The 26560-nt window shown below is 45.8% G+C and carries 26 protein-coding genes; 4 read left to right on the top strand and 22 right to left on the bottom strand.

The window, feature by feature from the left end:
* Positions 1 to 291: 291 nt before the first annotated feature.
* The 3 genes from OLG56_RS22350 to OLG56_RS14980 all read left to right on the top strand — a co-directional run bounded on the left by OLG56_RS22350 (position 292) and on the right by OLG56_RS14980 (position 3115).
* The gene (locus tag OLG56_RS22350; RefSeq protein ID WP_418142699.1) at positions 292 to 423 is read left to right on the top strand and encodes a hypothetical protein; all 132 of its coding nucleotides are present in this window, start codon (positions 292 to 294) and stop codon (positions 421 to 423) included.
* A 225-nt stretch (positions 424 to 648) separates the two neighbouring features.
* Positions 649 to 1932 carry a citrate synthase gene (locus OLG56_RS14975; protein WP_000785811.1) on the top strand — a complete coding sequence of 428 codons (1284 nt, stop codon included), beginning with the start codon at positions 649 to 651 and terminating at the stop codon, positions 1930 to 1932.
* Between the two features lie 136 nt (positions 1933 to 2068).
* Positions 2069 to 3115, top strand: a complete 1047-nt coding sequence (locus OLG56_RS14980; protein WP_061377646.1) for an AbrB family transcriptional regulator — start codon at positions 2069 to 2071, stop codon at positions 3113 to 3115.
* Positions 3116 to 3169: 54 nt separating this feature from the next.
* Here OLG56_RS14980 and nei read toward each other — a convergent pair whose 3' ends face one another.
* The 18 genes from nei to ybgI all read right to left on the bottom strand — a co-directional run bounded on the left by nei (position 3170) and on the right by ybgI (position 19836).
* Positions 3170 to 3961 carry an endonuclease VIII gene (nei, locus tag OLG56_RS14985; protein ID WP_001528819.1) on the bottom strand — a complete coding sequence of 264 codons (792 nt, stop codon included), beginning with the start codon at positions 3959 to 3961 and terminating at the stop codon, positions 3170 to 3172.
* A 33-nt stretch (positions 3962 to 3994) separates the two neighbouring features.
* On the bottom strand, positions 3995 to 4147 hold the full coding sequence (locus OLG56_RS14990; protein ID WP_001528779.1) for a hypothetical protein: 153 nt from the start codon (positions 4145 to 4147) through the stop codon (positions 3995 to 3997).
* 67 nt (positions 4148 to 4214) lie between these two features.
* Positions 4215 to 6110, bottom strand: coding sequence for an HAD family hydrolase (locus OLG56_RS14995; RefSeq protein ID WP_077948828.1), 1896 nt, complete (start codon positions 6108 to 6110; stop codon positions 4215 to 4217).
* Between the two features lie 57 nt (positions 6111 to 6167).
* Complete coding sequence (locus OLG56_RS15000; protein WP_061377644.1) at positions 6168 to 7001, bottom strand: glycosyltransferase family A protein; 834 nt, start codon at positions 6999 to 7001, stop codon at positions 6168 to 6170.
* A gap of 191 nt (positions 7002 to 7192) precedes the next feature.
* Positions 7193 to 8971, bottom strand: coding sequence for a glycosyltransferase (locus OLG56_RS15005; RefSeq protein ID WP_001528777.1), 1779 nt, complete (start codon positions 8969 to 8971; stop codon positions 7193 to 7195).
* Between the two features lie 93 nt (positions 8972 to 9064).
* On the bottom strand, positions 9065 to 9775 hold the full coding sequence (locus OLG56_RS15010; RefSeq protein ID WP_001528845.1) for an ABC transporter ATP-binding protein: 711 nt from the start codon (positions 9773 to 9775) through the stop codon (positions 9065 to 9067).
* A 3-nt stretch (positions 9776 to 9778) separates the two neighbouring features.
* Complete coding sequence (locus OLG56_RS15015; protein ID WP_000998822.1) at positions 9779 to 10549, bottom strand: ABC transporter permease; 771 nt, start codon at positions 10547 to 10549, stop codon at positions 9779 to 9781.
* A 127-nt stretch (positions 10550 to 10676) separates the two neighbouring features.
* Entirely contained in the window at positions 10677 to 11810 is a 1134-nt protein-coding gene (locus OLG56_RS15020) for a glycosyltransferase family 4 protein (RefSeq protein ID WP_001528796.1), read from the bottom strand.
* A 12-nt stretch (positions 11811 to 11822) separates the two neighbouring features.
* Complete coding sequence (locus OLG56_RS15025; RefSeq protein WP_000973914.1) at positions 11823 to 12719, bottom strand: glycosyltransferase; 897 nt, start codon at positions 12717 to 12719, stop codon at positions 11823 to 11825.
* Positions 12716 to 13867, bottom strand: coding sequence for a UDP-galactopyranose mutase (glf, locus tag OLG56_RS15030; RefSeq protein ID WP_001528772.1), 1152 nt, complete (start codon positions 13865 to 13867; stop codon positions 12716 to 12718). The genes OLG56_RS15025 and glf overlap by 4 nt, the downstream gene beginning before the upstream one ends.
* Positions 13868 to 14152: 285 nt before the next feature.
* Complete coding sequence (locus OLG56_RS15035) at positions 14153 to 14893, bottom strand: hypothetical protein (protein ID WP_001194235.1); 741 nt, start codon at positions 14891 to 14893, stop codon at positions 14153 to 14155.
* Position 14894: 1 nt separating this feature from the next.
* Entirely contained in the window at positions 14895 to 15230 is a 336-nt protein-coding gene (locus OLG56_RS15040) for a hypothetical protein (protein WP_077908552.1), read from the bottom strand.
* Positions 15231 to 15689: 459 nt separating this feature from the next.
* Positions 15690 to 16256 (bottom strand): tyrosine-type DNA invertase, encoded by a 567-nt coding sequence (locus tag OLG56_RS15045; protein WP_000824704.1) that lies wholly within the window; start codon positions 16254 to 16256, stop codon positions 15690 to 15692.
* A 59-nt stretch (positions 16257 to 16315) separates the two neighbouring features.
* Positions 16316 to 16447, bottom strand: a complete 132-nt coding sequence (locus tag OLG56_RS15050; RefSeq protein WP_001528846.1) for a hypothetical protein — start codon at positions 16445 to 16447, stop codon at positions 16316 to 16318.
* A gap of 323 nt (positions 16448 to 16770) precedes the next feature.
* Positions 16771 to 17505, bottom strand: coding sequence for a 5-oxoprolinase subunit PxpA (gene pxpA, locus OLG56_RS15055; RefSeq protein WP_001643095.1), 735 nt, complete (start codon positions 17503 to 17505; stop codon positions 16771 to 16773).
* Positions 17495 to 18427: a 5-oxoprolinase subunit PxpC gene (gene pxpC, locus OLG56_RS15060; RefSeq protein ID WP_000932044.1), complete on the bottom strand. Its 933-nt coding sequence runs from the start codon at positions 18425 to 18427 to the stop codon at positions 17495 to 17497. Before pxpC ends, pxpA begins: the two co-directional genes overlap by 11 nt.
* Positions 18421 to 19077, bottom strand: a complete 657-nt coding sequence (gene pxpB / locus OLG56_RS15065; RefSeq protein ID WP_001188371.1) for a 5-oxoprolinase subunit PxpB — start codon at positions 19075 to 19077, stop codon at positions 18421 to 18423. The genes pxpC and pxpB overlap by 7 nt, the downstream gene beginning before the upstream one ends.
* 15 nt (positions 19078 to 19092) lie before the next feature.
* A complete protein-coding gene (gene ybgI, locus OLG56_RS15070) occupies positions 19093 to 19836 on the bottom strand; it encodes a radiation resistance protein YbgI (RefSeq protein ID WP_000798844.1) in 744 nt (247 codons plus the stop codon).
* 328 nt (positions 19837 to 20164) lie between these two features.
* Here ybgI and OLG56_RS15075 point away from each other — a divergent pair, with 328 nt between their 5' ends.
* On the top strand, positions 20165 to 21646 hold the full coding sequence (locus OLG56_RS15075) for an MFS transporter (RefSeq protein ID WP_001041123.1): 1482 nt from the start codon (positions 20165 to 20167) through the stop codon (positions 21644 to 21646).
* A 38-nt stretch (positions 21647 to 21684) separates the two neighbouring features.
* On the opposite strand, the gene phrB is transcribed toward OLG56_RS15075, so the two are convergent.
* The 4 genes from phrB to tssD all read right to left on the bottom strand — a co-directional run bounded on the left by phrB (position 21685) and on the right by tssD (position 26558).
* Positions 21685 to 23106, bottom strand: a complete 1422-nt coding sequence (gene phrB / locus OLG56_RS15080; protein WP_001142021.1) for a deoxyribodipyrimidine photo-lyase — start codon at positions 23104 to 23106, stop codon at positions 21685 to 21687.
* Positions 23107 to 23220: 114 nt separating this feature from the next.
* Complete coding sequence (locus tag OLG56_RS15085; RefSeq protein WP_061377191.1) at positions 23221 to 23901, bottom strand: DUF2931 family protein; 681 nt, start codon at positions 23899 to 23901, stop codon at positions 23221 to 23223.
* Positions 23902 to 23904: 3 nt separating this feature from the next.
* Positions 23905 to 24567, bottom strand: coding sequence for a DUF2931 family protein (locus OLG56_RS15090; protein ID WP_000197722.1), 663 nt, complete (start codon positions 24565 to 24567; stop codon positions 23905 to 23907).
* Positions 24564 to 26558, bottom strand: coding sequence for an Hcp family type VI secretion system effector (tssD, locus tag OLG56_RS15095; RefSeq protein ID WP_061377192.1), 1995 nt, complete (start codon positions 26556 to 26558; stop codon positions 24564 to 24566). Before tssD ends, OLG56_RS15090 begins: the two co-directional genes overlap by 4 nt.
* Between the last annotated feature and the right edge of the window lie 2 nt (positions 26559 to 26560).

The following is a 26560-nucleotide window of genomic DNA, read 5'->3' on the forward strand; positions in this document are numbered from 1 at the left end:
TGCGGGTCAGACAGCGTCCTTTCTATAACTGCGCGTCATGTAAAACACTGCTTCCAGTAGCTAAAACGACACGTTACAACGCTGGGTGGCTCGGGATTGCAGGGTATTCCGGAGACCTGGCGGCAGTATAGGACGTTCACAAAATCATTACAATTAACCTACATATAGTTTGTCAGGTTTTATCCTGAACAGTGACACAGGTCACGATAACAACATTTTTTTAATTTTCAATCATCTGATTTGACAAACATTAAACAAAATTGTTACAAACAACACCAGAAAAAGCATATAATGCGTAAAAGTTATGGGGTCACTCTTTCACCTGTTAATAAGTTATGCAACAGTACAATGATATTGACCCATTCTTTCAGGACAGTTATTAGTGATAGACAGGTTACATTACTCGGATTGCTACGCTCCTGATTTGCTGCTAATTCGAAATTAATCAAGCCGTTACCTGCAAGCGCCCATTGCTCTGTACCCAGGTCATCCCCTCTTTCACAGAGCGGCGAGCCAAATAACAAACTGGTAACGGTTGATTGATGCATACACAGAATCTTCCCTGCACTAACGACAAGGAAGATGACGTGGAGAAGGCAAGTCTGAGTTCCGGCAGTCTTAAGCAATAAGGCGCTAAGGAGACCGTAAATGGCTGATACAAAGGCAAAAATCACCCTTACTGGTGACACTGCTATTGAACTGGATGTGCTAAAAGGTACACTCGGTCAAGATGTTATTGATATTCGTAGTCTCGGTTCAAAAGGAGTTTTTACTTTTGACCCTGGTTTCACCTCTACCGCATCCTGCGAATCTAAAATCACCTTCATCGACGGCGACGAAGGCATTTTGTTGCATCGCGGTTTCCCGATTGACCAGCTTGCTACCGATTCCAACTATCTGGAAGTCTGTTACATCCTGCTGTACGGCGAAAAACCGACGCAGGAAGAGTATGACGAGTTCAGAACGACAGTCACCCGCCATACGATGATCCATGAGCAAATCACTCGCCTGTTCCATGCTTTCCGTCGCGACTCACATCCGATGGCGGTAATGTGCGGGATCACTGGCGCGCTGGCGGCGTTCTACCACGACTCGCTGGATGTGAACAATCCGCGCCACCGTGAAATCGCGGCGTTCCGCCTGCTGTCCAAAATGCCGACCATGGCGGCGATGTGTTACAAATATTCCATCGGTCAGCCGTTTGTTTATCCGCGCAACGACCTTTCCTACGCCGGTAACTTCCTGAACATGATGTTCTCCACGCCGTGTGAAACCTATGAAGTGAATCCGGTACTGGAGCGCGCGATGGACCGTATTCTGATCCTGCACGCTGACCATGAGCAGAACGCCTCTACGTCAACGGTACGTACCGCAGGTTCAAGCGGCGCCAACCCGTTCGCCTGCATTGCCGCCGGGATCGCCTCCCTGTGGGGACCCGCGCACGGCGGCGCCAACGAAGCCGCGCTGAAAATGCTGGAAGAAATCAGCTCTGTTAAACACATTCCGGAATTTGTTCGCCGTGCGAAAGACAAGAATGATTCTTTCCGCCTGATGGGCTTCGGTCACCGTGTTTACAAAAACTACGATCCGCGCGCCACCGTGATGCGTGAAACCTGCCATGAAGTGCTGAAAGAGCTGGGCACCAAAGACGATCTGCTGGAAGTGGCGATGGAGCTTGAGCACATTGCGCTCAACGACCCGTACTTCATCGAGAAGAAACTGTACCCGAACGTAGACTTCTACTCCGGCATCATTCTGAAAGCGATGGGCATTCCGTCCTCCATGTTCACCGTGATCTTCGCCATGGCGCGTACCGTTGGCTGGATTGCACACTGGAATGAAATGCACACTGACGGCATGAAAATCGCCCGTCCTCGTCAGCTGTATACCGGCTACGATAAACGCGACTTTAAATCGGCGCTGAAGCGTTAATTGACAACCGGATGGCGACGCAACCCTCGCCATCCGTTACATTTTCCCTTTTTTCTTATCCTCATTATTTTATTCTTACCCCGTTACTCTCTATGATTAATTAAGGTTTCGCTAAATATCATTCAGGGAGCATGGAATGCCGATTCTGCAGTGGTTTTTGTTGTTCCTGTTATCGCTGCTCATTTCCCTTATTTTTCTCTATCTGCACCTTCCGGCGGCGATGCTGCTCGGTCCAATGATTGCGGGTATCGTGTTGAGTTTGCGAGGTAGTACGCTACAACTTCCGCGCGGTATTTTTCTCGCCGCGCAGGCGATTCTCGGCTGTATGATCGCCCAAAATCTAACCGGTTCGATATTGACCACCCTCGCCCTCTACTGGCCGGTCGTGCTTTTAGTGTTGCTGGTGACGCTGCTTTCCAGCGCGATAGTCGGCTGGCTGCTGGTACGCTACAGCTCGCTGCCCGGCAACACCGGCGCATGGGGGTCATCGCCGGGCGGCGCAGCGGCAATGGTAGCGATGGCGCAAGATTACGGGGCGGATATCCGCCTGGTGGCGTTTATGCAGTATCTACGGGTACTGTTTGTGGCTGGCGCGGCGGTGCTGGTGACACGCCTGATACTCGGCGACAGCGCGGCAGCGGTCAGCCAACAGGTGGTCTGGTTTCCGCCGCTTAGCGGTAATGTATTGACGACGCTGCTATTAGCGATCGTGGCGGGCATTGCCGGTCGCCTGATGCGTATCCCTTCCGGCACGATGCTGCTCCCTATGTTGGCAGGCGCGCTTCTCCATTCGCACGGCATCATTGAAATTGAATTACCCGAATGGCTGCTGGCCGTGGCGTATATGGCGATAGGCTGGCGTATTGGGCTGGGCTTTGACAGACAGGTTTTTTTTATGGCGCTGCGGCCATTGCCGCAAATCTTATTGTCAATTTTCGCGCTGATGGCGATTTGCGCCGCGATGGCGTGGGGAATGGCTTACTACATGCAGATTGATTTTATGACGGCTTATCTCGCCACCAGTCCCGGTGGTCTGGATACGGTTGCCGCGATCGCGGCAGGAAGCAGTGCCGATATGGCGCTCATCATGGCAATGCAAACCCTACGGCTGTTCAGCATTCTGTTAACTGGGCCAGCAGTGGCCCGTTTTATATCAACCTATGCGCCCAGACAACCTTTGTAGGACTGATAAGCGTCGCGCCATCAGACAATAGCCGCTCGCCGATGGCGGTTCCGGCTATTTCTGGCAATGCGGGCACCAGTAAAACGGGCGTGAGGAAAGTGTTGTCTTTTCAATAATGCCGCCGCACCGCTCGCACGCTTCGCCGTCACGGTGGAAAACCTTAAAGCGAAACAGTGCGCCATGATGCTTGTTTTCATCCGCCTGACCGCGAGTCGTGTAGGACAGGCGCGGAATATCCAACAGCGCGTGAGAAAGCGCATTCAGTTGCGCCTCGTTGAGATCTTTCGCTTTATGTTGTCCGGTTAACCCTACCTGCCAGAGGATTTCAACGCGCAGATAATTCCCCAATCCCGCCAGAAAGGCCTGATCCAGCAACAGTCCGGAAAATTGTCGGTTGCGAAAACGCGGCGACAGCAATCGAGCTTTAACCTCTTCCGGAGTGAGACGCGCGTCCAGCACATCCGGACCGACTCGCTGTAAAAAGGGGTGCGTCGTGATCTGCTCTGCTGTCAGCATTTCGATATCAGACGCGCTATAAAGCAGAATAGTTTTATCTGCCGTTTGTAGCCTGACGCGCAATATACGCGTGGTCTGCGGTATTTCACCGGTGTCGATCACCCGCCATACGCCATAGAGTTGGTTGTGGCTGTAGAGCGTCAGGCCATTTGAAAAGTGGGTCAATAACGCTTTTCCCCGCGTCTCTATCCGGGTAACAAGTTGACCGGTAAGCTGCGATTCATACGGTTTTAACTGTGCAAAGGCAAACCAGACATCGGTTAAGGGTTTGCCTTTGATTGCCGCCTCCAGATTATCCGCCGCACGACGAATTTCCGGGCCTTCAGGCATGATAATATCCTTTGTTAACAGTTGATTAATGGACTACCCCGCCTCTGACTGTCTGGAATGCACATCGAACGCCATAATGAACATCCACAGCGGATGGACAAACAGGCGGTGGTATCCAGTGATAATAACATTATCGCAGCACGAGACCACTTCCCCGTCAGGGTTAACATGATCGCGCCAGGGCATAATCGACTCAGCCCTTGTCGGGCGAGCGCCCAATAATGATTGTCTGCCTACCGGAATTAAATGACGCTTAGTTATATTTTGCCCAAAATTTTTTTCTGTTGATCCTTTTAAAGCCTTCTTTCCAATAACTGGCATTCAACTCTTTGATATAATTTTCTCCGGGAAAAAGTTTATCCTTTAAAGGCAGTTTCTTGGCTAGCACGATTCTTTCTGCGTTAGATCCCGCGGACTCTGAATGTGTGAGGGAAGATAAGGCGTCCAGTTGAGCGCTTGAGGGTCTGGCTATCAATTCAAAAAAAGGTTCTGACAATACAACACTACTAAGTGCTGCATAATTTCCTTTTTGTATGAGCGGTTTGACGTACTCAAAAAAAGAAATAATCCCTGATTGCAATCTTGCCGCTTTTTTTAAATACTCAATTTCAGAACCACTGCTATCTTCACGTACAGGAATTATTCCATTATCCGTTTTTTTATAGCCAATTGTTGACCCAGTATTATCAGCCATAGCGAACTCCATTATTTCCACCCCTCCTGATAAGAAAAGATCACACTTATCGTGGGGATGGCCATAGTTGGTTAGCCAACCAAACATCTTATTATAAATAGATCGGTTATCATTGGCGCCAACAAAAGTTGCCAAATAAAACCCATGTATTTGTTTTTCTGCCCATTGCGCACCTAAAGAACGAGCAAATACTGATTGAATATTACCCATCCATCCTACATCGATAAGTGCTATATTTTTATAACCTTCACAGGCCGTTTTAAAGTAATCAGCGTAAACTTCCCTGTGCTGAGTATTTTTTAATAAAATATATGGAAATAATTTATTTATAAGCCAGTGAACCTTATGTTCCTCTCCTGAAACAGGAATATATTCCTCGTCAGGAAAACCAACATGATGTATATCTGAAATATGCTCACTCGCATCTAACCCCGCGATAGCAAGTATCTTTTTAATACTTTTCTTATTCTTACCACCAAAAAGATGCCAAATCCTGTGCATCGGCCAATCAGTCATCCCCACCATATAAGCTGATGCGCGGGATATATATAAATATTCACATTTTACATGTTCTTCTGAAAAGTATTCATTATAAATTTTATAGATTAAGTGAGCATCGCGTGCTAAAAAAAGCGCTTTATCAATTTTATGAATCTTTAACTGATTCGCTAACCAGGATACATAACCTAATAATAACGGACCAAATACTTTAAATCCTATCTCATTTAAAGGATCATTTTGATGGAAAGCAGAAACTTGTTTAAGTAATAAAGTCTTACAAATAGATTCACCAATAATATCTTTAGTTTTCCAATGATTAGATACCCCATGATTATACTCTGACCAATCAGCATGGAGAGTATTTATGCCGAGTTTTTTAGCATTCAGAATATCAGCATGAACATTGTCGCCAACATGCATCCATGATGCAATATCTACATTTTCATTTTTCTTGACTATTGAAAATAATTTACCACTATTTTTAGAGTACCGCTCTTCGCCAGATGAATAAACTGGAATGTTACTGATATCATAGCCACATGATGTTAACAACTCCTTTAATATTGCTGATGGAAGGTACATATCACTAATTAAAATGACTTTACAACCATCACTAATAGCCTTTTCAAACAAACAGCTTCCACGCGCATTTTTATATAAAACAATCTTCTCCATTTGTATTTCCAGATCGATTATCTTTTTTACTGTCGCTGGTGAAAGCTGCGGATGCTTTTTTAAAACTTCATCGTATATTTCAGATATAAGTATTTCCGGCTCGCCGCCAAAACGCCTGACCCTATTCTCTCTGGCACTTACTTCCGCCTGAACTCTTATCTCTGGGAAATTATCAATAATACCAATCTCGTACGCTGATATAAAAAATTTCTCAGTTGCTAAAGTTGATTGCATTAATGAAAACAAATCTCTGGGACGGTAAATCCTCCGGCTAACCAATGTATCAAAGATATCAAAGCTTACGGTCTTGTATTTTTTAAAGTTCATATCCATATTTTATTTAATCTTATTTTCAATATAGGAAATTTTATGAAAAAGACTATTGTTAGCAATATTTGAAAGTAACACATTGAGTAATGATGAGTCATCAATACTTCTCATCATTTTATTTTCTGCAATTTTGCATTCTATATCAAATAACTCATTGTTAATTACGGTATAATTGCCAAATTCAAAGTCATCATTTTCTCTGAAATGATAAAATGCCAGTGCTTCAGGTAAGATCCAAACATCATTTTCTGCCAGGTAATGAATAAAAAAAGGCCAGAAAAATGCAGGAGAGGATAATTTATGACTTTCAATCACATCGATAACAGAATTTTTATCGAATAAACACGAGGACAGTGGAATAGAATTCCTGTAATAAATAACATCAAAACTAACAGGGCCAGCATTTAAATAGTGGTTCCATGGTTGCGTTGAATTTATAATTATTCTATTATTTTCCGCAATCTCAGCAACTTTATTTGTATGGCATGCTATTGCATTTACAGATGAATACGTTGACTGTATATTCGCCAAAACACTGAGTAGCCTTGACACATATTCAGGGGCCCAGGAGTCGTCATCATCCATAAAGCATAAATAATTAGATTCAGACATCTTAATAGCATTAAAGATACAGCTTTCGTCGTAGATAACACTATATATATTTGACATTTCTTTCAGATAAAAATCATCCACATTGTGACATTTCAATTCTTCCCCCATGCAGAAAATGATGATATTTATTTTTTTGAACGTCTGGTCATTAATGGATTGCAAGGCCCGCATTAATAGCCGAGTACGCCCAGGTTTATGTCGGACAATAACTAAAAGACTCTTTTCCATATTCTGATTTCGCGTTTTACGGTATATATAAAATTAACACCCTATGAATGAATGCTGACATTGGGTAAGGATTATAATATTTTATTAGACTGACACCAGATAAGGTGTAGCAACAGAACCATACCTAAGATTATCATAGTCATATAATTAAAAAATCGGTATAATTCTCATCAACACCACTTACATCATGTTTAATATTTATCTTCAGATTTTTTATTGAATTTTTTATACCAAAAGAGCTTTGAGGTAAGATAGGGCAAACTATTTTTCATTTCTTTTTTTGCAGATTTAAACCGATAAAAATTTTTGACTGCCGTAAACAAACCATTAATAATAACTTTAAAAAACTCCATTTTTGAGTGGGTAAGTTTTAATAATTTACCATTTTCTATATTTAAATGATAGATAGTAATTCTCCGGAATGAAAACTTAGTAGGGTGATAATGACGATAATCAACCACGATTGGTTTTTTAATTAAAAAGAAAGCTGGAATTAAGTGTCCATTAAGGGTTATGCATCTAAAAAATTTGTAGATGGCTTTTTCTTTACCAGAACATGGGTAATCAACACAACCATTAACAATATCAATACCTTCTACATTGAATTTTTCATTATGAGTTATTGCATTAATTCTTTTTCTTATCTCCAGAAGATCTACATTATCTTCCCAAAACTCCCGCCCAGAAAGACAATCGTTATATGACATAATCATTGCTCTGGCAAGTTCATAGCGGCATGAAAAACTCGCAAGAAAGACTTCCCGCACAAAGAAAACACTTAACAGTAGTGCAGCAAACTTTCTTTTACTAATTAATGCAGGTACAGCAACAGTCCTGAAGTTCAAATAGCTATTTAGAACCGATATTTTTCTTTCAAAATCCATTTGCCACGAAGCCACACCATTAAGTGTGACAATATTATGTTTTTTATGCATATATCCAAATAGCAGGTCATCACCACGAACAAAGAAAGGAAATGAGTAATATTCAATAGCGTTAATATTAAAGGCAAAAAACCACCATCCACCGTAGCCTATTTTTCTTTCATTATCAAAAGTATCTAAAGAATCTATTTCCCGAGCATCCAGATAATGTTTATCCGGGTAATGTAAAAAATCTCTATGCCATATGGCACCAGATTCATGTATGATTGCCGGGTTATCCTCAAAAAGCATACAGCCAGTAACAACTGTATTTTTGTCTTTAGCCATCAGTAAAAAAGCATGAGTTCGACAAATCGATTCAATTTCACATGAGCCGTCGTCATCCATAAATATGACATGTTTGACATCGTTGATTTTCCCTGCCTCTATCAAACCTCTCATAAACCCGCCTGAACCACCGAGGTTTTCATTATTGATAACCATAATGCCGTTTCCTGACGGGTGATTAATCGCCTCGCCATTATTAACGACAATCAATTTAAAACGATCTTTAAATTCGCTCTGGGTTAAGAGTGTTTTATTAATTCTATTGATTGTTTTAGTAACAGCTTCTTTTCTATTATAAGTTGTTATAACTAAAGCCATAGATGATTTACTAACATGATCTTTAGTCAGAAATTCAAATCCATTTAAAACAGAGTCTTCGTCTGATTGCCACTCCACATAGATATATCCGAAATTTATTTTTGATATATCAATCTCAATCTCATCACTAATATTGCATGACGATTTAAAATCAATTTGTTTTAATACTCTAATGACACCATTCTCTTTGTGCCTTACGTTTATAGTTCCGCGACCAATTATATTAACCCGCAAAAAAAGTGATGTTAAGGTTGTATATTTTTTCCATTTCTTAACTGAGAATGCATTAAAAAAAGTATCAAAACATGCAACCTTATGACGCGGAACAAGTAAGTTACGTGAGGTATAGTTATACTTCCCGCCCTGAGTTCTGAAATAAAGCTGCTCTTCCGTGCATAGATCAATGTTTGGTAAAATTACTTTTTGAAGTAAAAAATACATAACGAACCTATAAATTTATATTATCCGGGGTAACGCTATTATAAAATAGTAAATTACTCACCGCGTAGTGATATAAATACTGCAATAAGAATATTAAAATCCGCCTTTGCTAACTATCTCACCGTGCTCAAGCCTGATGAACTTATTACATACAGATTTAGCCAGTTCATCATCGTGAGTGGCCATTACCATAATGCCCGCTTTAGAGATAAAGCTATTTAATCTCATCTCTGCTTTTCTTTTAAAATCACTATCACCCACGCTCATCCATTCATCCATCAGTAAAATTTCAGGATTGATTGCAGTGGAAATAGAAAAACCAAGCCTCAGAACCATACCACTAGAATACGTTCTAACGGGGACTTTAATAAAATCACCTAACTCGCTGAACTCGATGACATCTTCTGTAATATTTTTTATTTCATTTTTTGACAGACCGAGAAATAGTCCTCTCAGTTTTATATTTTCCAGGCCGGTAAGCTCACCATCCATTCCCATCATGGGATCAATGAGGCTGGTGACTCGACCGATACATTCATACTTCCCTGAAGTTGGTTTATAGGCCCCTGCAAGTACTCTCAGAAGAGTTGTTTTGCCCGAACCATTGTGTCCAATAAGCGCAAGACGGTTACCTTCGGTAAGCGTAAAATCAATTTTTTTTAATGCCTCTACTTCAATAATCCCGGTATTCGATGAGCCAATTCGTCCACCTGAAGCAGCCTGTAGAAAAGTTTTTTTAAATGAACGGTGGCTGGAGTTAAATATGGGGAGTATTACGCCAACGTTTTTGCAAGAGATTTTCATTAATTATAACCAGTATACGATTCTTGAGCGATATTTAGTCAACACTAAGGTTGAGACCATCAACATAATAATAGAGGTTATTATTGTGTAAAACCATATAGTTACATCTGGTACAGTTCCCATTAATGGTTTCCTGAGCATCTCCATAAAGTAATAAAAAATATTATAATCAACAAATTCCTTTCTTCCCTTTGGTAATTGTTCCGATGTCCAAATGATGGGGGTTATAAAAAAACACAACGTTACTACACTTTGAACAACCGGTCCCATATCACGATATCTTGTGCAAAAAATGGCGAGAATCATACCTGTAGAAATTAATGAGATGGATGTTATTATAATTGCAGGTATAAAAAGTAGAATATCAAGATTTACCGATGTATTGGTAAAAAAAATCACGAAAGGTATAATGATAAAATTATGCAACATAATCATAAACTGCCGATAGAAAACACGTAATATATATAAATATAGCGGAAGGTCAGATTGTTTAATAATTGATGCGGACTCATTAAATATTCCGCATGACTCATTAATAGTTGCTGATAGAAAGGCCCAAAAGATCATACCTAAAGTAAGATGCATGATAAAATTTTCGGAACCAGAACTGAACAGCGAACCATAAAGAGGTCCCATCGCTGATATGGTGACCCCCATCGAAATCGTTATCCAAAAAGGCCCTAACACCGAACGCCGGTATCGCCCCAGGACATCATTCCAACCTAGCGAAATCCAAAGTTGGTGCCTGGCCAGAGCTTCTTTCAAATCATTCATTGTTTCCGTGTCACCTTTACCTGAAGAACTTATTCTTTAACGATATGAAAATATAACTTATTTATTTTCTATATATTTACATACTATTTATCTAAACACTGACCTACTTCATCAGCACTTTATGGTGTTAGCAACCAATAGTGTCTTTATAAATTTGCAATGTCTTATTAATGACTAATATGCTGGAAAACAATTCCTTTACACGTTTTCTTCCATTCGCCCCCATCTCTAAGCGAATCTGTGGATTTTTTAACAAATACTCTAATTCTACCGCTAACTCCTGAGCTGAATTACTTTTCACGATCAACCCATTATAGTTATGAATAATTAAGCTATCACATCCGCCGGTATCATAAGCAATACATGCGCGTCCTACAGATGATGCCTCTAATAAAAGCCGTGGTACTCCTTCCGGATAAATAGATGGTAATGCAACGATATTCGATTTCTGAATAAGCTCATATACATTCGAAGAGCGTCCCAGCCAGTTAATTAGCCCTTCATGATGCCAGTGATGAATGAGCTCCAAAGGGATAGCATCTTTATCGTCCTCGGCCAATATACCTGCAACATTTAAAACAAAATGGATATTTTTTTGTCTGAGGATCTTTTTTGCTTCAATGAGATCGCCAAGACCTTTACTCCATAACATTCGGCTTGCAAAAAGGACTATCGGTATCTCATGTTTTTTCTCTATAGAGAATTTATAAATATCCGGGTTAATTCCAGCACCTTCGATAACGATAGTTTTATGATAATCAATACCTACTAAACGCGATATTTTTCGTCGATCTTTATCATGTTCAAAAATAAAAACGCTACGCTTATTACCGGCAATGTATTTGTAAACCAAAACGGTTAACGCACGCAATATTCTCATTGGCACGGTATTATATAAAAATATTCGACCAAGTCCGACAAAGCTGATAACAACTGGACTATTACTTCTCCTGGCGTTAACTCCACCAATTAGGCAAGGTTTGAGCGTAATACAATGCAATAAGTCAGGATTAATCTCTTTAATAATTTTCCGAGCGTTAAGGAATGCTCTAAAAAAAACAAAAATATTAAATGACTGAGCAACAAGAGACACATTGTGACAAATAAAACCAAGCGTTTTGAATTTTTTTATAATCTCTTCACCAATAAAATGACTTATGATATGAATTTCATAACCCGCATCCCTTGCCGCTACCGCACGTTCTGTCCAATGTAAATCAAAGTACCAGTCTGAATTTACAAAATAACATAACCTTTTCATCTCTTCGTCCTGCTAATGATATTTCCCACTAATACCTTTAAGTCCATGAAGTATTCCCTGCCAGATAAAATATAGATAACGAAATTTCTTACGCTGCCATGGTAATATGGCGAGATATTTAGAGAGGCGTAATACTATAGAAAGAACACTGAATATCCTGGGAACGGGTAAAAGTTTTCTCAGCAGCAACAAATTTCTACAAAGATAATATACTTTCCATTCGGGGCAGATACACCTTCCATGAATAGAGATATCATGAATAAATTTAATTTCTGGGGAGTAACGAATTTTCTGCCCGGACAATACCAGCTTATAACCAAAGAAAAAATCATCATAATAAAGGAAAAGTTCATCATGGATATCGTTAAGATGGTTATTCAATACCTTTCGATCAATAATCATACCAACGAATGACACAGTTTGAACATCAGTAACCTGAGTTCTTACTGGAGAAAACCTCTCTGGGCGTATCACATAATAAATAGTCTCAAACACCGTAGATGGAACCCTGATGAAAGGCAAATTCATCCGACAAGACCGCCCATAGGTGTCCTGAACTCGCGACGCAAATATACGGTATCTTGAGGTATCTAATAATGAGAAATGCTTTAAAATATTAATTTCCGGGTAAGCATCATCATCATAGAAAAATACCCAATCGGCATTACTATATGAGCATATATATTGACTACCTACTTTAAATCCGCCAGCACCACCAAGATTATCTTTAAGATTAAGTGTCGTGATGCCAGGTTCACTTAATGAAGAAAGCCATTCCCTGGTACCGTCGTTTGAGCCATTATTAACGATAACAATAGAGGAAAAACCCGCCTTAACAGTCTCTCGCACACTTTTTTTTAATTTTTCAAGACGGTTAAAAGTTACGATTAGCGCTGTACACTTCATCAAACGGTAACTGTAAAAGCTGGCATTTCTTTTTGTTCATATAGCGACGTTAAGTATACGTCCGCCGTCTGTAATGCTTCAGCTATCGTGATGTCCATATCGAGATAACGATAAGTGCCAAGACGACCAATGAAAGTAATATTCTTTTCTTTTTTAGCCCGCGACAGATATTTATTCAGTAAATCCATTTTATCTGCCCTGCGAACAGGATAGTAGGGTATATCACCAGCTTCACATTCCCGACTATATTCTTGATAACATATTGAAGCTTCATGTCTCTCCCACGGAGAAAAATATTTGTGTTCAGTAATCCGAGTATAAGGAGTATCTATTGAACAATAATTCATTACTGCGCATCCTTGATAATCACTCTGACAAATTATTTTTTTAAAGTCTAATGTACGATATTCCAGTCGGCCATATTGACAGGAGTAAAAGGCATCCAGCGCGCCACTGAAAAAAACATGATCATAATCTGTCCGCATTTCCTGAGTGAAGGAGCGACATAGTTCAACAGCGATATTTTCGTGTTCGACAATGGACTTGACCATTTGTGTATAACCAAATTTTGGTATTCCCTGAAACTTATGATTGAAATAGTTATCATCATAATTAAAGCGAACAGGGATACGTTTCAATACAGAAGCGGGTAACGCAGAAGGATGAAGCCCCCATTGTTTAATGGTATAACCTTTAAAAAAGGCTTCATATAACTCTTCACCAATGAAACGCAAGGCCTGTTGCTCAAAATTTTGTGGTTCCAGAATGGTGCTATCACATTTTTGAAGCAGTAATTTCCTGGCGTCATCAGGTGAGCAGGCGACACCAAAAAATTGATTGATGGTATGAAGATTGATAGGTAGAGAAAATACCTGACCATTTACTGTGGCCTTAACCTTATTGATATAAGGCATCATCTCAGTGTATTTATTTACATAATTCCATACAGTTTCATTATCAGTATGAAAAATATGAGGACCATAAACGTGCACCATAATACCCGTGTGCTCATCTCGGGCATCATAAGCGTTACCACCGATATGCGAACGTTGATCAATAATATTGACTACATGTCCCTGTTCGGCTAACTGGCGTGCTATTACTGCGCCTGAAAGGCCCGCACCTACAATTAGTATCTTTTTACGTTGCATTATTTTTGTCACTCTGTTCGCAGACACAGATAATATTAGATAGTTTATCCAGAATCATTGTCATTTATATCAGTAGGGTAAAGTGAAATTTACTCAACGCATCCAGATAATTCCACGCTACCGCCACAGCGCGTAAACCCTCGCACTGATTACAGATTCATTAATGTCACACGTTATGCGGTATTTCCGGACAACGATGATTGCCATATTTATTTTGCGAAGATAACTCATTCAGAACGCAACATAACGGGTCTGAATACCGCGCGGCATGATGTAAATATGCTGTCAGCATAAATCCGGTGCGTTACCGGCCCCAGTTTTTACCAACGCACTCTGTTGACTGATGTCCGGGCCGACGTCCGGTATCCTTATTCTTACCGCATCAGATAGCGGTACTCCTGTCGGGATATCCCAGCGTTGTTTCAGCGTCTGCTCCGCGAGCCAGACCTGCCTCACGCCGGTTCCCAGCATACGGGCCGTCATTTCCGGGCTACAGCCTGACAACAGTAATCCCAGCACCCGCCGTCCCTGTTTTGGCAGACGCTCTGACAGTAACCTGACCAGCGTGCGGCTGTTTATCTCCATCACCAGCTCCGGTACGCTCAACGCGTTTTTCATCTCCTCCTCGTAAGGCGATGTCTGTAGTGATGACCATATGGCAAGCTCAGCCATTCTGGCCAGAACCCTTACCGACATAGCGCGTTTAATCAACCTCAGATGGCGGAAATAACCTTCCACGCTGACGTCAACCGGTAAAAACGCGTTACTGCTGCAAAAAACCACTGTCCGCGGATAACGCTGAAAAACCTGTTGCCACAGCAGAAGCTGAGTTGATGGCCGTCCGGCGGATATCACCATCGCGCCGGGCCACCGACGCAACCGATCCAGCAGCCCTTCTGGTGTCCTGAGACGAACGCAGTCCTCCACGCAAAGGCCACCGGTATCCGGAAACTGCGCAGGATTTTCGCCTGACTGACAAAACATAATCAGCCGGAGAGGCGGCAGTACTCTGGTTAACGTCTGCATATCAGTACGTCAGAACCTGGTACAGGCTGAACAACGCTGCGACGGTGGAGACCGACAGCAGGAGCAAAAATATTTTCGCGCCCATACTGTACCGACACTTACTGGTGCCCCCCCTTCCGGTGGACATTTCCGCATATTCTTGCGTCATCAGATTGTTCTCCTCTGGCCATTGCCGACCCGGCACTGCGCCAGCAACGGCAGCTTCGTGTTGTGGAAACAACATGTCCGCACCCTTTCGTGGACCGGGAGCCATTCCATGTCTGTATGAAAAATGACGTCTGGCCCTATCTAAACACAGCACTCTGACACCCTGTCCGGTTCTGCTTTCCGGCTGCACAGGCCGTCAGTCCCCCTGGTAGTAAATGCTCCTGCCGCAGGGTAATTCTGCCCTGTGCGGAGTACAAAATGACAAATAAAAAACACAGTAATCTATTGATTTATATATTTATTATGTAAATCAGCTTTCCCTGAACAGACTTCTCTGTGATTTAACAATATGATTCAAAAAGTTAAATAAAGGATTTAATTCTTTGATATGATGATTAATCAGCATTAAATATTATTTAATACGTTTTTTTAACACTTAAAATTAACATTTTGTGCAGGCAGGACAAAAATGGATACAGCATAGTGCTGGTTGGACCAGGTAAATTTTCCCTTAGTTTTTTTATTGTTATATGGATAACTCCTTAATAAGAAAGAGATTACGATTGCATGACTCTTGTGTGGAAGGGGTAAATCTGAGAGGATGATGAAAGCGCGAAGCGGACTTAACTTTTTGAATCAGAACGTACGGTTATACTCGACGTTTTTTTCGCCATATTCCATGAAAACGCCCGGCGTTACTTGCGGTGTATCTTACGGTGTGCTGGATATTCCTGTGCCCCAGATAGTCCTGTATGAGCCGTGTATCAATCCCTTTATCAGCAAGGGCGTAGCCGCAGGCATGTCGCAGCATATGAGGATGTGGCGCTATCGTTAATTCGGCTAACCGCCCTGCCTCACGAAGTATGTAAAAAAATTGTTGCCTGCTGAGCGGATGCCGTCGCAGCGACAGGAACAGCCAGTCTCCGTCAGCCCCTTTCTCAAGATACTTCCTGGCCCTGAGCCAGCTTTTCAGTACGTTATACTCATCGGGAAGGAGGGGGTGACACGTTGAAAAGCCATTTTTGAGGCGCCGGATATAAAGCTGTCTTCCTGCAAGATCAATATCCGACAAGCGCAGCCCCAGCAGCTCACTGGCCCGGAAGCCGTGAATAAACGCCATCAGGATTAAGCAGCGGTTTCTTTCCGGGAAGGGCATTCTGTCGGTCGCTGACAGCAGTTTTTCAATCTCTTCTTGCGTAAGATATTTTCTTTTCACAAAACAAATCCATCATAACAAAATGAGTAATATACTAAAAAATCACTGATCAGATGAGTTTAATTTTCGCTAAAAAAGTTGCTATGCGTAAACAGCTTAAAATCCATATAGCTGACAATCTGGCACGCTATCCATGACGTGATAGTGAAACAGCGAATCAATCTGGCTTCAGTCTCCTGATAAGTTGTCATGACGAGGAATATAAATGCTAAAAATGAGGCTATCGTGAGGTAAATCAATCAGAAAGGGGTAATAGAGAGTCAGGTAGTTTACCCGCCCCGGAGGTTTGATTAGATGGCGATAGCTAACAATATCATAGTGATTTTCAAAAATTCTGCTGCTAACAGCAATAAGCTCATCATACTGGCTATTACAGCATCACTTGGTTATTTTTAAAATAATATATTATAAAGGGATTTATATAGTATTGAATAAATCCCTCTTCCTGACATTAAGAGGACAGAACACGATAATTTTTAGCAGCCGTAATATAATAGCTTCAATCGTCTGGCTCTCAGGCAATAACGTGTATATTACGCGCATTGAACGCGGCGCGTAGCCTGCGTGCGAATGCAAGCGCATACTCGCCGTCGCCATGAATGCACACCGTTTGCGCCGTGACAGTCGTCCACACACCAGTAACACTTTTCACTCTCCCGGCTTGCACCATATCCAGCGTTTGCGCCAGCGCCTGCTCTTCGTCGTGAATCAGCGCGCCAGGTTGCGTGCGCGGCACCAGGCTACCGTCGGCCTGATAGCCGCGATCGGCAAACACCTCCTGCCGCGTCACCAGGCGATAGCGTTCACCGGCCCGGATCAGCTCACTTCCCGCCAGTCCAACCAGTATCAGTGACGGATCATAGTCGTGTACCGCTTTCGCAATCGCCTGTGCCAGATGGGGATCTTTCGCCGCCTGGTTATAGAGCATACCGTGCGGCTTGACATGGCGCATCACGCCGCCTTGCGCCTGAACAATCGCCCCCAGCGCGCCGATTTGGTACAGCGTCTGGGCGTATACCGTTTCCGGCGGCAAAACCATCGCCGTCCGCCCAAAATTATCCCGATCCGGAAAGCTGGGATGCGCGCCGATCGCCACGCCGTTTTTCAGCGCCTCGCGCACGCAGGTCAGCATGGTTTGCGCATCACCGGCGTGAAAACCACAGGCGATATTGGCGGAGGAGACCAGCGTTAATAATTCGCTGTCGCTGGCGCAACCTTCGCCCAAATCCGCATTTAAATCAATGTTCATGCTGAAGTCGCCAGGTAAGCTGTTCCAGATAGCGCTGACGCTCGCGGCGCGCGTTGAGCGCCTCTTCCAGCGAACATTGCACAAAATGGATCGGTTGCCCTAGCGGGATCTGCGCCAGATGGTACATATCTGCCTCGATGATGCAGGCAATGCGCGGATAGCCGCCAGTTGTCTGGGCATCATTCATTAGCACAATAGGTTGACCGTTGTAAGGCACCTGTACGACACCGGGCAGCAAACCGTGCGACAGCAGTTCGCGATCCGTTGTCCGCGTTAACGATTGTCCCTGCAAACGATAGCCCATGCGATTACTTTGCGGACTGAGTTGCCACGGTGAACGCCAGAACGCTTCTTGCGAGGCGCGATCGAATTCACGGTATTCCGGCCCCGGCAGCGCACGGATGCGATTCCCCCACAGTAACTGCTTCACGCCCTGCGGCCCGCTAAACTGTCGCGATGGTTTACCCGTCGCCAACCGATCGCCATCTTTTAGCAGCCGTCCTTCCAGCCCACCGATACCGGACTTCAGATCGGTACTACACGATCCCATCACCTCCGGCACAGCAATACCGCCCGCCACCGCCAGATAGCTACGCATCCCGTGAAGCGGTCGATGCAGCGTAAGACGTTGACCCGCTTTTACCGGCAATCGCCAGCCTGTCCAGACCGGTTGATCATCCAACTGCGCTTCGCAGCCTGCGCCGGTAAGAGCGAACCAGGTCTCATTTTCAAATTCGACAACCAGTTGACCGAGAGTGATTTCCAGCGCCGGGGCATTCGCATCGTTCCCGACCAGGAGATTAGCGGTCTGAAAGGCGGGTTTATCCAGCGCACCGCAGTGACTCAGCCCCGACTGACGAAAGCCGTGACGCCCGCTATCCTGCACGGAGGTGTAAATCCCCGCGCGAATAATATTCAGCATATTCCCTCCTTTTGCGGCACAAAGCGTACGCTATCGCCAGGGCGTAGCAGAACCGGAGGCTCCCGCATCGGATCGAATAACTTCAACGGCGTGAGGCCGATCAGCTGCCAGCCGCCCGGCGTGGATAATGGATAAATCCCCGTCTGCGCGCCGCCGATGCCGACAGAACCGGCCGGAACCTGCAGGCGCGGCTCCGCGCGTCTGGGCATATGGAGCGGTTCTGGTAAATTCCCAAGATAGGGAAAGCCGGGCTGAAAGCCTAAAAACCAGACGACATACTCAACGGAGGCATGTAGCTCCACGACCTGCTTTTCACTCAAACCGCTGTGCCGTGCCACCGCCGCCAGATCCGGCCCGCCTGCGCCGCCATAGATCACCGGGATCTCAACCGAACGCGAGTCCGGCTCCAGCGCCTCGCTCTCTTCCCACCAGCGCTGCAGACGCTCAATCGCATCCAGCGCCAGGGTTTGCGGTTCCCGCAAGATCACGGTGATATTGTTCATCCCGGGAATGGCTTCCACCACGTTCGGCATATCGACCAGACGCTGCGTCAGACGCCAGATGCGTTTCTGGCTCGCCAGCGTAATCGGCGGTTCAAGTTCCAGGACGACCGCTGTTTCGCCTAACAGATAACAACGCGCTCGCTGCACTTTATTACCTCTCAGTTATGCCGGGTTAGGGATATCAATAAACGTCACATCCAACGCCGTGTTTTCGTTCAACCATTCGCTCAGGGCGCGAATACCGCCGCGTTCAGTGGCATGGTGCCCGGCGGCATAAAAATGCAGCCCCTGTTCGCGCGCGGAATGAATGGTCTGTTCAGACACCTCGCCGGTAATAAAAGCATCCACGCCGAAGCGGGCGGCGCTATCAATAAAACTTTGCCCGCCGCCGGTACACCAGGCGACACGCTGAACATTCTCTGGCCCGGTATCGCCGCACCATAGCGGTTTACGCCCCAGACGCGCTTCAATCCATGAGGCCAGTTCCAGCCCCGGCACCGGCATTGAGAGCTCTCCCCACGGCACCAGCGGCTCAATTTCTCCTTTCACGGTAATGCCCAATAGCGCCGCCAACTGCGCATTGTTGCCCAGCTCAGGATGCGCATCCAGCGGCAGATGCCAACCGTAAAGGTTAATATCATTTGCCAGTAACGTTTTTAAGCGACGGCGTTTCATCCCGCGAATAACCGGAGACTCGCCTTTCCAGAAGTAACCATGATGAACAATGACCGCATCGGCCTGCAAACGCACCGCCTCATCGAGCAGCGCCTGACTTGCGGTCACGCCGGTAACGATTTTCTGTACCGTCTCTTTTCCTTCGACCTGTAAACCATTCGGCGCATAATCGCTTATTGCCGCACTGTTCAGCTTGTCGTTAATCAGTTGTTCCAGCTCGGTGTTTTTCATCATCGCTCCCTTTAACCCACGTTCTACTTTCCCGTTACGGGTTCAGTCTCCGTTAACATAGCCTCCCGTTGGCCGTTCGTCGATAAACATTTGTTTGACACATCAAGAAACAATCACCCCCGGGTTTGGCGCAAATTACTTAGCAAAACACGATCGGTTTCATGTATATTTATGCAATCAGAACGCATATTGCAGAAAAAATCAGTTCTGTATCATGTTGGTAACTTTAAGGAAACACGGCGATACGGCAGGCTTAATAAGCCCACAAAGAAAGGCATTATCTGAGAATGCCGCGTTCTTGCCGCAGCGTCTCTATCCCGGAAATACGATGAATAAACAAGCATCTCAACCCCGCGCTATTTACTACGTTGTCGCCCTGCAAATTTGGGAGTACTTCAGCTTTTATGGTATGCGCGCCCTACTGATTCTTTATCTCACCAATCAGCTAAAATACGACGATAACCACGCCTATGAGTTATTCAGCGCTTATTGTTCGCTGGTCTACGTAACGCCGATTCTTGGCGGCTATCTGGCGGATAAGGTGCTTGGCAACCGAATGGCAGTCATGCTGGGCGCATTTTTAATGGCTATAGGTCATTTAGTGCTGGGCGCCAGTGAGATCGCGCCGACATTCCTTTATCTGTCGCTGGCGATCATTGTCTGCGGCTACGGCCTGTTTAAATCGAATATTAGCTGCCTGCTGGGCGAACTGTACCAGCCGGAAGATCCGCGCCGCGACGGCGGGTTCTCGCTGCTTTACGCAGCGGGCAATATTGGTTCGATCGTGGCGCCTATCGCCTGCGGCTATGTGCAAGAGGAGTACAGTTGGGCGATGGGCTTTGCGCTCGCCGCCATTGGTATGCTGGCGGGGTTAGTGATCTTCCTGTGTGGAAATCGTCATTTCACCCACACCACCGGCGTTAATAAAGCCGTGTTGTGCGCCAGAAACTACCTGCTGCCGAACTGGGGCTGGCTGTTAATTCTGCTGGTAGCGGCGCCGTTGCTGATTACCGTTCTGTTCTGGAAAGAATGGTCTGTCTATGCCTTAATCGTGGCGACCGCGATCGGCCTGGTCGTGCTGGCAAAAATTTATCGCCAGGCGCAAACGGCCAAACAGCGCAAAGAACTGGGGCTGATTGTCACCCTGACCCTGTTCAGTATGCTGTTCTGGGCGTTTGCCCAGCAGGGCGGCAGCTCTATCAGCCTGTATATCGACCGCTTTGTGAACCGCGATATTCTGGGCTATTCCGTTCCTACCGCCATGTTCCAGTCGGTGAACGCCTTTGCCGTGATGCTGTGTGGGGTCGTCCTGGCCTGGCTGGTTAAAGAGAGCGTAAGCGGTAATCGCACCGTGCGTATCTGGGGCAAATTCGCGCTGGGTCTCGGTCTGATGAGCGCCGGATTCTGTATTCTGACCCTGAGCGCACGCTGGTCCGCCGCTTACGGACACTCTTCAATGCCGCTAATGGTGCTGGGACTGGCGGTGATGGGCTTTGCCGAGCTGTTTATCGACCCGGTCGCCATGTCGCAAATTACGCGCATTGACATCCCCGGCGTCACCGGCGTATTAACCGGAATTTATATGCTGCTGTCCGGCGCGATAGCTAACTATCTGGCAGGCGTCATCGCTGACCAGACTTCGCAAAGCGCCTTCGACGCCAGCGGCGCGGTTAATTACGCCATCAACGCCTATGTGGATGTTTTTGAACAGATCACCTGGGGCGCGTTAGCCTGCGTAGGGGTTGTCCTGCTGATTTGGCTGTATCAGTCCTTCAAATTCAAAAGCCGCGCGCTGGCCGTCGAATCCTGATAGCAGAAGGCCCGGTAGTTTGCGCTACCGGGCCTGTATCACGCCCCTTTTCTCGCCGCCTCATAGGCGGAAAGCGTCGCGATTCTCGCCTGTTTGTGCTCCACAATAGGCCGAGGATAATCAAGCACGACTCCCGCTTTTTCCGCCCACCGCCACGGCTCGTGAATCGCTTTTCCAGGGATATCGCGTAATGCCGGTAGCCACTGGCGGATAAATTCGCCGTCGCGATCGAACCTCTCTCCCTGAGTCGTGGGATTAAAAATACGAAAATAAGGCGCGGCATCAGTACCGGTTGAAGCGGCCCACTGCCAGCCGCCATTATTGGCGGCAAGATCGCCGTCAATAAGCTGCGACATGAAATAGCGCTCCCCTAACCGCCAGTCAATTAGCAGATCTTTTACCAGAAAGCTGGCGGTAATCATGCGTAAACGGTTATGCATCCAGCCCGTCGCGTTAAGCTGGCGCATCGCCGCATCGACAATGGGATAACCGGTTTCGCCTTTCTGCCATGCCTGAAAATAGTGCGGGTTCTCCTGCCACGCGACGCGTTTTGTCCAGCGGATAAACGGCTGGTGTTTGCATAAAGCCGGATACCAGGTCATTAAATGACGGTAAAATTCCCGCCAGATGAGTTCATTCAACCAGACGCTTCCCGGTCCGCCGTCCAGAGCCTGCGGCTGCTCCGCCAGTAATCGGTGCAGGCACTGTCGCGGCGACAGTCCTCCCGTCGCCAGGCTGGCGGAAAGCCGACTGGTGCCTTCAACCGCAGGGAAATCGCGCCGTGACGCATACCCGTCTGCGCCCTGCGCGCAAAACTGACGTAGCTGCGCGATAACCGCGTTTTCTTCCACCGGGAAAAGCGCGGCGTCAAACGCCTGTTGCGGGTAGTTAAGCGAGACTGGCGTTAAGGGTGTAGAAAGCGCGCCGCTCACCCGGATCTTCGGGGCCGGAACGCATGGCGGAATATCCTCTTTTAGCCGTTTCAACCAGGCGTTTTTAAACGGCGTAAAAACTTTATACATTTCATGATTGCCGGTCATCACCGCGCCGGGCGCCAGAATCACGCTATCGTCAAAGCCTTCGCAGATGACAGATGGCAGCGTTTTTTCCACCGCCGCATCACGCTGACGCTCGTTAAACTCATACTGATAGTTATAAAACAGATGGCTGACGTCATGCTGTCGGCAAACGTTTTTGACCGTTTCAATACTGGCGTTAAAATCCGCCACTTCATGAAACAGCAGCGGAATCCCTTTCTCTGCAAGGGCCGTCTGTAGCGCGTTGAGCTGCGCGCTGATGAATGCCGCCTGCCGCGGCGCCATATCATGGGCCTGCCACTGCGCGGGGGTGGAAATATAAAGCGCCAGCACCCGCGCGGATGCATCGCGGCAGGCGGCGGCCAGCGCAAGGTTATCCTGTAAACGCAGATCGCGCCTGAACCAGACTAAATGGGTGGGCATACAACTCCTGAAAGATGAAACGTCATGGCGAATAGCGTTAAACAGTGTAGACCCTGGCGCATAAAAAAACCGCCAGCGTGGCGGCTGACGGTTTTTTCAGATGCCCCATTCCCCTTACCAGTTACCGTAAGGGTATTTTTTATCTTTGATAAAATCTTCGGTTTCTTTTATATATTTATATCCACGGCTAAATCTGGTTACCCCCTTGCACATCGCCAGTTTTTCACCGGATACCGTCTCAACCACGATATCTTTGTCCTCCGTTAATCGCGTATTGGGCTTTTTAGTGTTCTCCAGCCAGACTCGCACCCTGCCTTCCGGCGCCAGACCAATCAGCAGATAACGGCGGTACTCCTGTACGCCGGCGTCCCATGGCGACGGGTAAGGGGTCAGCATCATTTCCCAGAGCGGATAACCAAACGTTATCCACGTCTCATACACTTTTTTATCAATTACCGAATCCCAGCAGAAATGCATAGCCTGGGGAGGATTTTTGGCCTTATTGAATGAGGCCATCCCAACGCTAAGATCGTCCTCCCATTCCGCAACCGTCGTTGAGCTGGGTATCGTGCCATCCAGCGCTCTGTACCGATACAGTATTCCATCCGTGTCCAGCAATTCCACATAGGTTACTTTCGCTGGCAACGCATTTGGATAGAAAAAATTGAAATACCACTCATCATAGGGAGCAAGTAGCGAGGTCAGCTTTTTATCCGCCGCATGAACGGGCATTTCTGCGCACAGCAAAAGCGCCAACATCAGTATGGTCGTCACGCCGGATTGTATTTTCATCATCGCTTACCAGTTACCGTAAGGGTATTTTTTATCTTTGATAAAATCTTCGGTTTCTTTTATATATTTATATCCACGGCTAAATCTGGTTACCCCCTTGCACATCGCCAGTTTTTCACCGGATACCGTCTCGACCACGATATCTTTATCCTCCGTTAATCGCGTATTGGGCTTGCCATTATTTACCAGCCAGACTCGCACCCTACCTTCCGGCGCCAGACCGATTACCAGATAACGGTGATACTCCTGTACGCCGGCATCCCATGGCGACGGGTAAGGGGTCAGCATCATTTCCCAGACCGGATAACCAAACGTTATCCACGTCTCATACACTTTTTTATCGATTATCGAATCCCAGCAGAAATGCATAGCCTGGGGAGGATTTTTAGCCTTATTGAAATCTGAATGGATACCCATCACCTCTTCATTCCATTTTCCAACACTGGCTGAACTGGCGTTTGTGCTTCCCAGCATCCTGTACCGATACAGTATTCCATCCGTGTCCAGCAACTCCACATAGGTCACATCTGCTGGTAACGCATTTGGATAAAGGAAATTGAAATACCACTCATCATAGGGAGCAAGTAGCGAAGTTAACTCTTTACTGGTTGCGGTAACCGACAGTCCCAGCAAACCGCCCAGCAGTAACAACCTGAAATTACGCGTCATTTTTGAGAATTCCCTGCCATGTCATAAACGGTCCGGGTCCAGTTTTCATCCGGCCGGTTAACAAAACTAAATGTCTCAGAAGACGAGACCGCAGAGGAAATATTATTTTTCAGATGATAATCAACGGCATTCCAGTTGGCCGAACAGTGAATATACTTGCCGATAGTGTTCAACTCATCTGAAGAAAACTGAAGCGAATTGGCCCCATTAAAGACATTTTTTGCTTGTGATAAGGCTTTCTGGCATATCGCATCCAGTTCCGTCGGCCAGGAATAATCATTATTCTCCTGCATAGCATCAAACACAACGCCAGCCTCTTTGGCGACCTCATACATTACCCGAAGAGCAACTTTAGACCAGTCATTGCTGACAATTCGCTGGAAGGTGACCGCAGCGGCTACGCGCTTTTTCGCATTACCAAGGTGATCCGGCGATACCTTTTCATCCGTATTGGTCTCGACCTTCATAAGGCCTGACGGCAACATGGGCGCCAGCGCAAAGTAATACGGTAAAGTTTCTGCCTGCTGGACCGCCTTCTGGTAGACGCCGGTCGCCTCTGTCGGCACGTCGGCTAATACAGTTTCAACAGCGGGCCGACTCAAAAAAAGATATTCCTCTTCCTGCGGGTTATATCCCCCGCCAATATCGGCATGAGCCCCCGGCAAGCTTAATTCAGGCCATTGCGCTTTGATGCTATTGAGGCAAAAGTTATAACGGCACTCGTGCATCGCCGTCAGGTGAAAAACCTGTTTTGCCACCCCCGGCGGTAAACCTATTTTAACCGCCAGATTATTACCGTCATGGGGGTCAAGACCGTCCAGCATTCCCCCCACGGCTGTGACGGTGTCGAAAAGGCCTAAAAATTGCACCTCACCTGCCGGTTTCCCCTGGTATTCAACGGGCTGAAAAGCGGTCGTGATCGTCCTGACCAACACAGGATCTTGCTCAAAGACGCGGTTGGTAAAGTGGCGAGCGGCTGCGGCGCCGCGGCTGAACCCAAAGACATCAAACTGCAAACTTGCGATCGTAATGTCTTTGCCCCGAAGAGCGCCAACCACTTCCGTCAGTACCCTGCGCAGTTGGATCATCGCGCGATCGGTTTTGGCGATAACCCCGGTATCGTTATTTCCCAGCCCCATCCCCCACAGAGAATCGGCTTTGTTATTCTCGGTGCCAATACCTTCGATATAGATATCGCGTTGAATATTCTTTACCCCATCTTTAAGCTCTGGTTCTTTATGATACAACTTATTCAACCAGTAAATATTCGTATAATAATTCAGATAACTACCTGCTTCCGTTCCGTCAAAGCCCGTTTTCTTTATACAACGCTGGTTAAACTCCGTTAACGTCCGCGCATCAAGGCCATAGTTTTCTGGATTGCATTTCTGCATCCGTAAATTCGTGTTGAGCAGGTTGTTACCCGTACCGTCAAAGAAGACGCCAATGGTTAAGACAATTTCTCGTTTTTTTGCAGGGTTATCAGGTGGTTCAACCACGGGAAGGGTTGCCGGAAAAAGTCGATTGTAGTTTTCTGGCGTTAACAGGACACTGTATTCCGTATTGGCTATCAGATGTTTTGAGCGAATATAATCATAATGTATTGTGATAAGTTCTTCAGGTATCCCCTCTGTTTGGGAATGCATTGAGTATGTTGTAATACCCGCTCCACGAACCTCAATATGATAATACTTCTCCCACCTTCCCCAGCGGTTAATACGATAAAAGCTAAAATCCAGAGAGCAACGCTCATTGTTATTTATTGCCTGGGCAAACAGCGGCGAGCTTTTATCAATCGGCTTACAAAAGCGAATCCCATGATGGTTGACGCCGTCCACAGTACTGCTGACCAGCGCCTGCAGGCTAAAAACAAAAATTTCATTTTCATGTCCGGTCTGGTAACGATTACCGACAGAGGGTTCACTGCCGCAGCCTTCGGATATCATCCCCTGACGTTCGCCGACTATTTTTAAATAAATAATATCGCTCATAT

Source organism: Salmonella sp. 2018103, from assembly GCF_026247685.1.
GTDB lineage: Bacteria > Pseudomonadota > Gammaproteobacteria > Enterobacterales > Enterobacteriaceae > Salmonella > Salmonella enterica.

What these genes read in the sequence shown, in the direction of transcription:
- nei (WP_001528819.1), bottom strand. Translation starts at nt 3,961, where the DNA reads ATGCCTGAAGGCCCGGAAATTCGTCGTGCGGCGGATAATCTGGAGGCG.
- OLG56_RS15000 (WP_061377644.1), bottom strand. Translation starts at nt 7,001, where the DNA reads ATGGAAAAGAGTCTTTTAGTTATTGTCCGACATAAACCTGGGCGTACT.
- pxpA (WP_001643095.1), bottom strand. Translation starts at nt 17,505, where the DNA reads ATGAACATTGATTTAAATGCGGATTTGGGCGAAGGTTGCGCCAGCGAC.
- OLG56_RS15090 (WP_000197722.1), bottom strand. Translation starts at nt 24,567, where the DNA reads ATGACGCGTAATTTCAGGTTGTTACTGCTGGGCGGTTTGCTGGGACTG.
- pxpC (WP_000932044.1), bottom strand. Translation starts at nt 18,427, where the DNA reads ATGCTGAATATTATTCGCGCGGGGATTTACACCTCCGTGCAGGATAGC.
- OLG56_RS14975 (WP_000785811.1), top strand. Translation starts at nt 649, where the DNA reads ATGGCTGATACAAAGGCAAAAATCACCCTTACTGGTGACACTGCTATT.
- OLG56_RS15050 (WP_001528846.1), bottom strand. Translation starts at nt 16,447, where the DNA reads ATGACAACTTATCAGGAGACTGAAGCCAGATTGATTCGCTGTTTCACT.
- tssD (WP_061377192.1), bottom strand. Translation starts at nt 26,558, where the DNA reads ATGAGCGATATTATTTATTTAAAAATAGTCGGCGAACGTCAGGGGATG.
- ybgI (WP_000798844.1), bottom strand. Translation starts at nt 19,836, where the DNA reads ATGAAAAACACCGAGCTGGAACAACTGATTAACGACAAGCTGAACAGT.
- OLG56_RS15085 (WP_061377191.1), bottom strand. Translation starts at nt 23,901, where the DNA reads ATGATGAAAATACAATCCGGCGTGACGACCATACTGATGTTGGCGCTT.
- OLG56_RS15075 (WP_001041123.1), top strand. Translation starts at nt 20,165, where the DNA reads ATGAATAAACAAGCATCTCAACCCCGCGCTATTTACTACGTTGTCGCC.
- OLG56_RS14990 (WP_001528779.1), bottom strand. Translation starts at nt 4,147, where the DNA reads ATGCCCTGGCGCGATCATGTTAACCCTGACGGGGAAGTGGTCTCGTGC.
- glf (WP_001528772.1), bottom strand. Translation starts at nt 13,867, where the DNA reads ATGCAACGTAAAAAGATACTAATTGTAGGTGCGGGCCTTTCAGGCGCA.
- OLG56_RS14980 (WP_061377646.1), top strand. Translation starts at nt 2,069, where the DNA reads ATGCCGATTCTGCAGTGGTTTTTGTTGTTCCTGTTATCGCTGCTCATT.
- OLG56_RS15020 (WP_001528796.1), bottom strand. Translation starts at nt 11,810, where the DNA reads ATGAAAAGGTTATGTTATTTTGTAAATTCAGACTGGTACTTTGATTTA.
- OLG56_RS15015 (WP_000998822.1), bottom strand. Translation starts at nt 10,549, where the DNA reads ATGAATGATTTGAAAGAAGCTCTGGCCAGGCACCAACTTTGGATTTCG.
- OLG56_RS15035 (WP_001194235.1), bottom strand. Translation starts at nt 14,893, where the DNA reads ATGCAGACGTTAACCAGAGTACTGCCGCCTCTCCGGCTGATTATGTTT.
- OLG56_RS22350 (WP_418142699.1), top strand. Translation starts at nt 292, where the DNA reads ATGCGTAAAAGTTATGGGGTCACTCTTTCACCTGTTAATAAGTTATGC.
- OLG56_RS15010 (WP_001528845.1), bottom strand. Translation starts at nt 9,775, where the DNA reads ATGAAAATCTCTTGCAAAAACGTTGGCGTAATACTCCCCATATTTAAC.
- phrB (WP_001142021.1), bottom strand. Translation starts at nt 23,106, where the DNA reads ATGCCCACCCATTTAGTCTGGTTCAGGCGCGATCTGCGTTTACAGGAT.
- OLG56_RS15005 (WP_001528777.1), bottom strand. Translation starts at nt 8,971, where the DNA reads ATGTATTTTTTACTTCAAAAAGTAATTTTACCAAACATTGATCTATGC.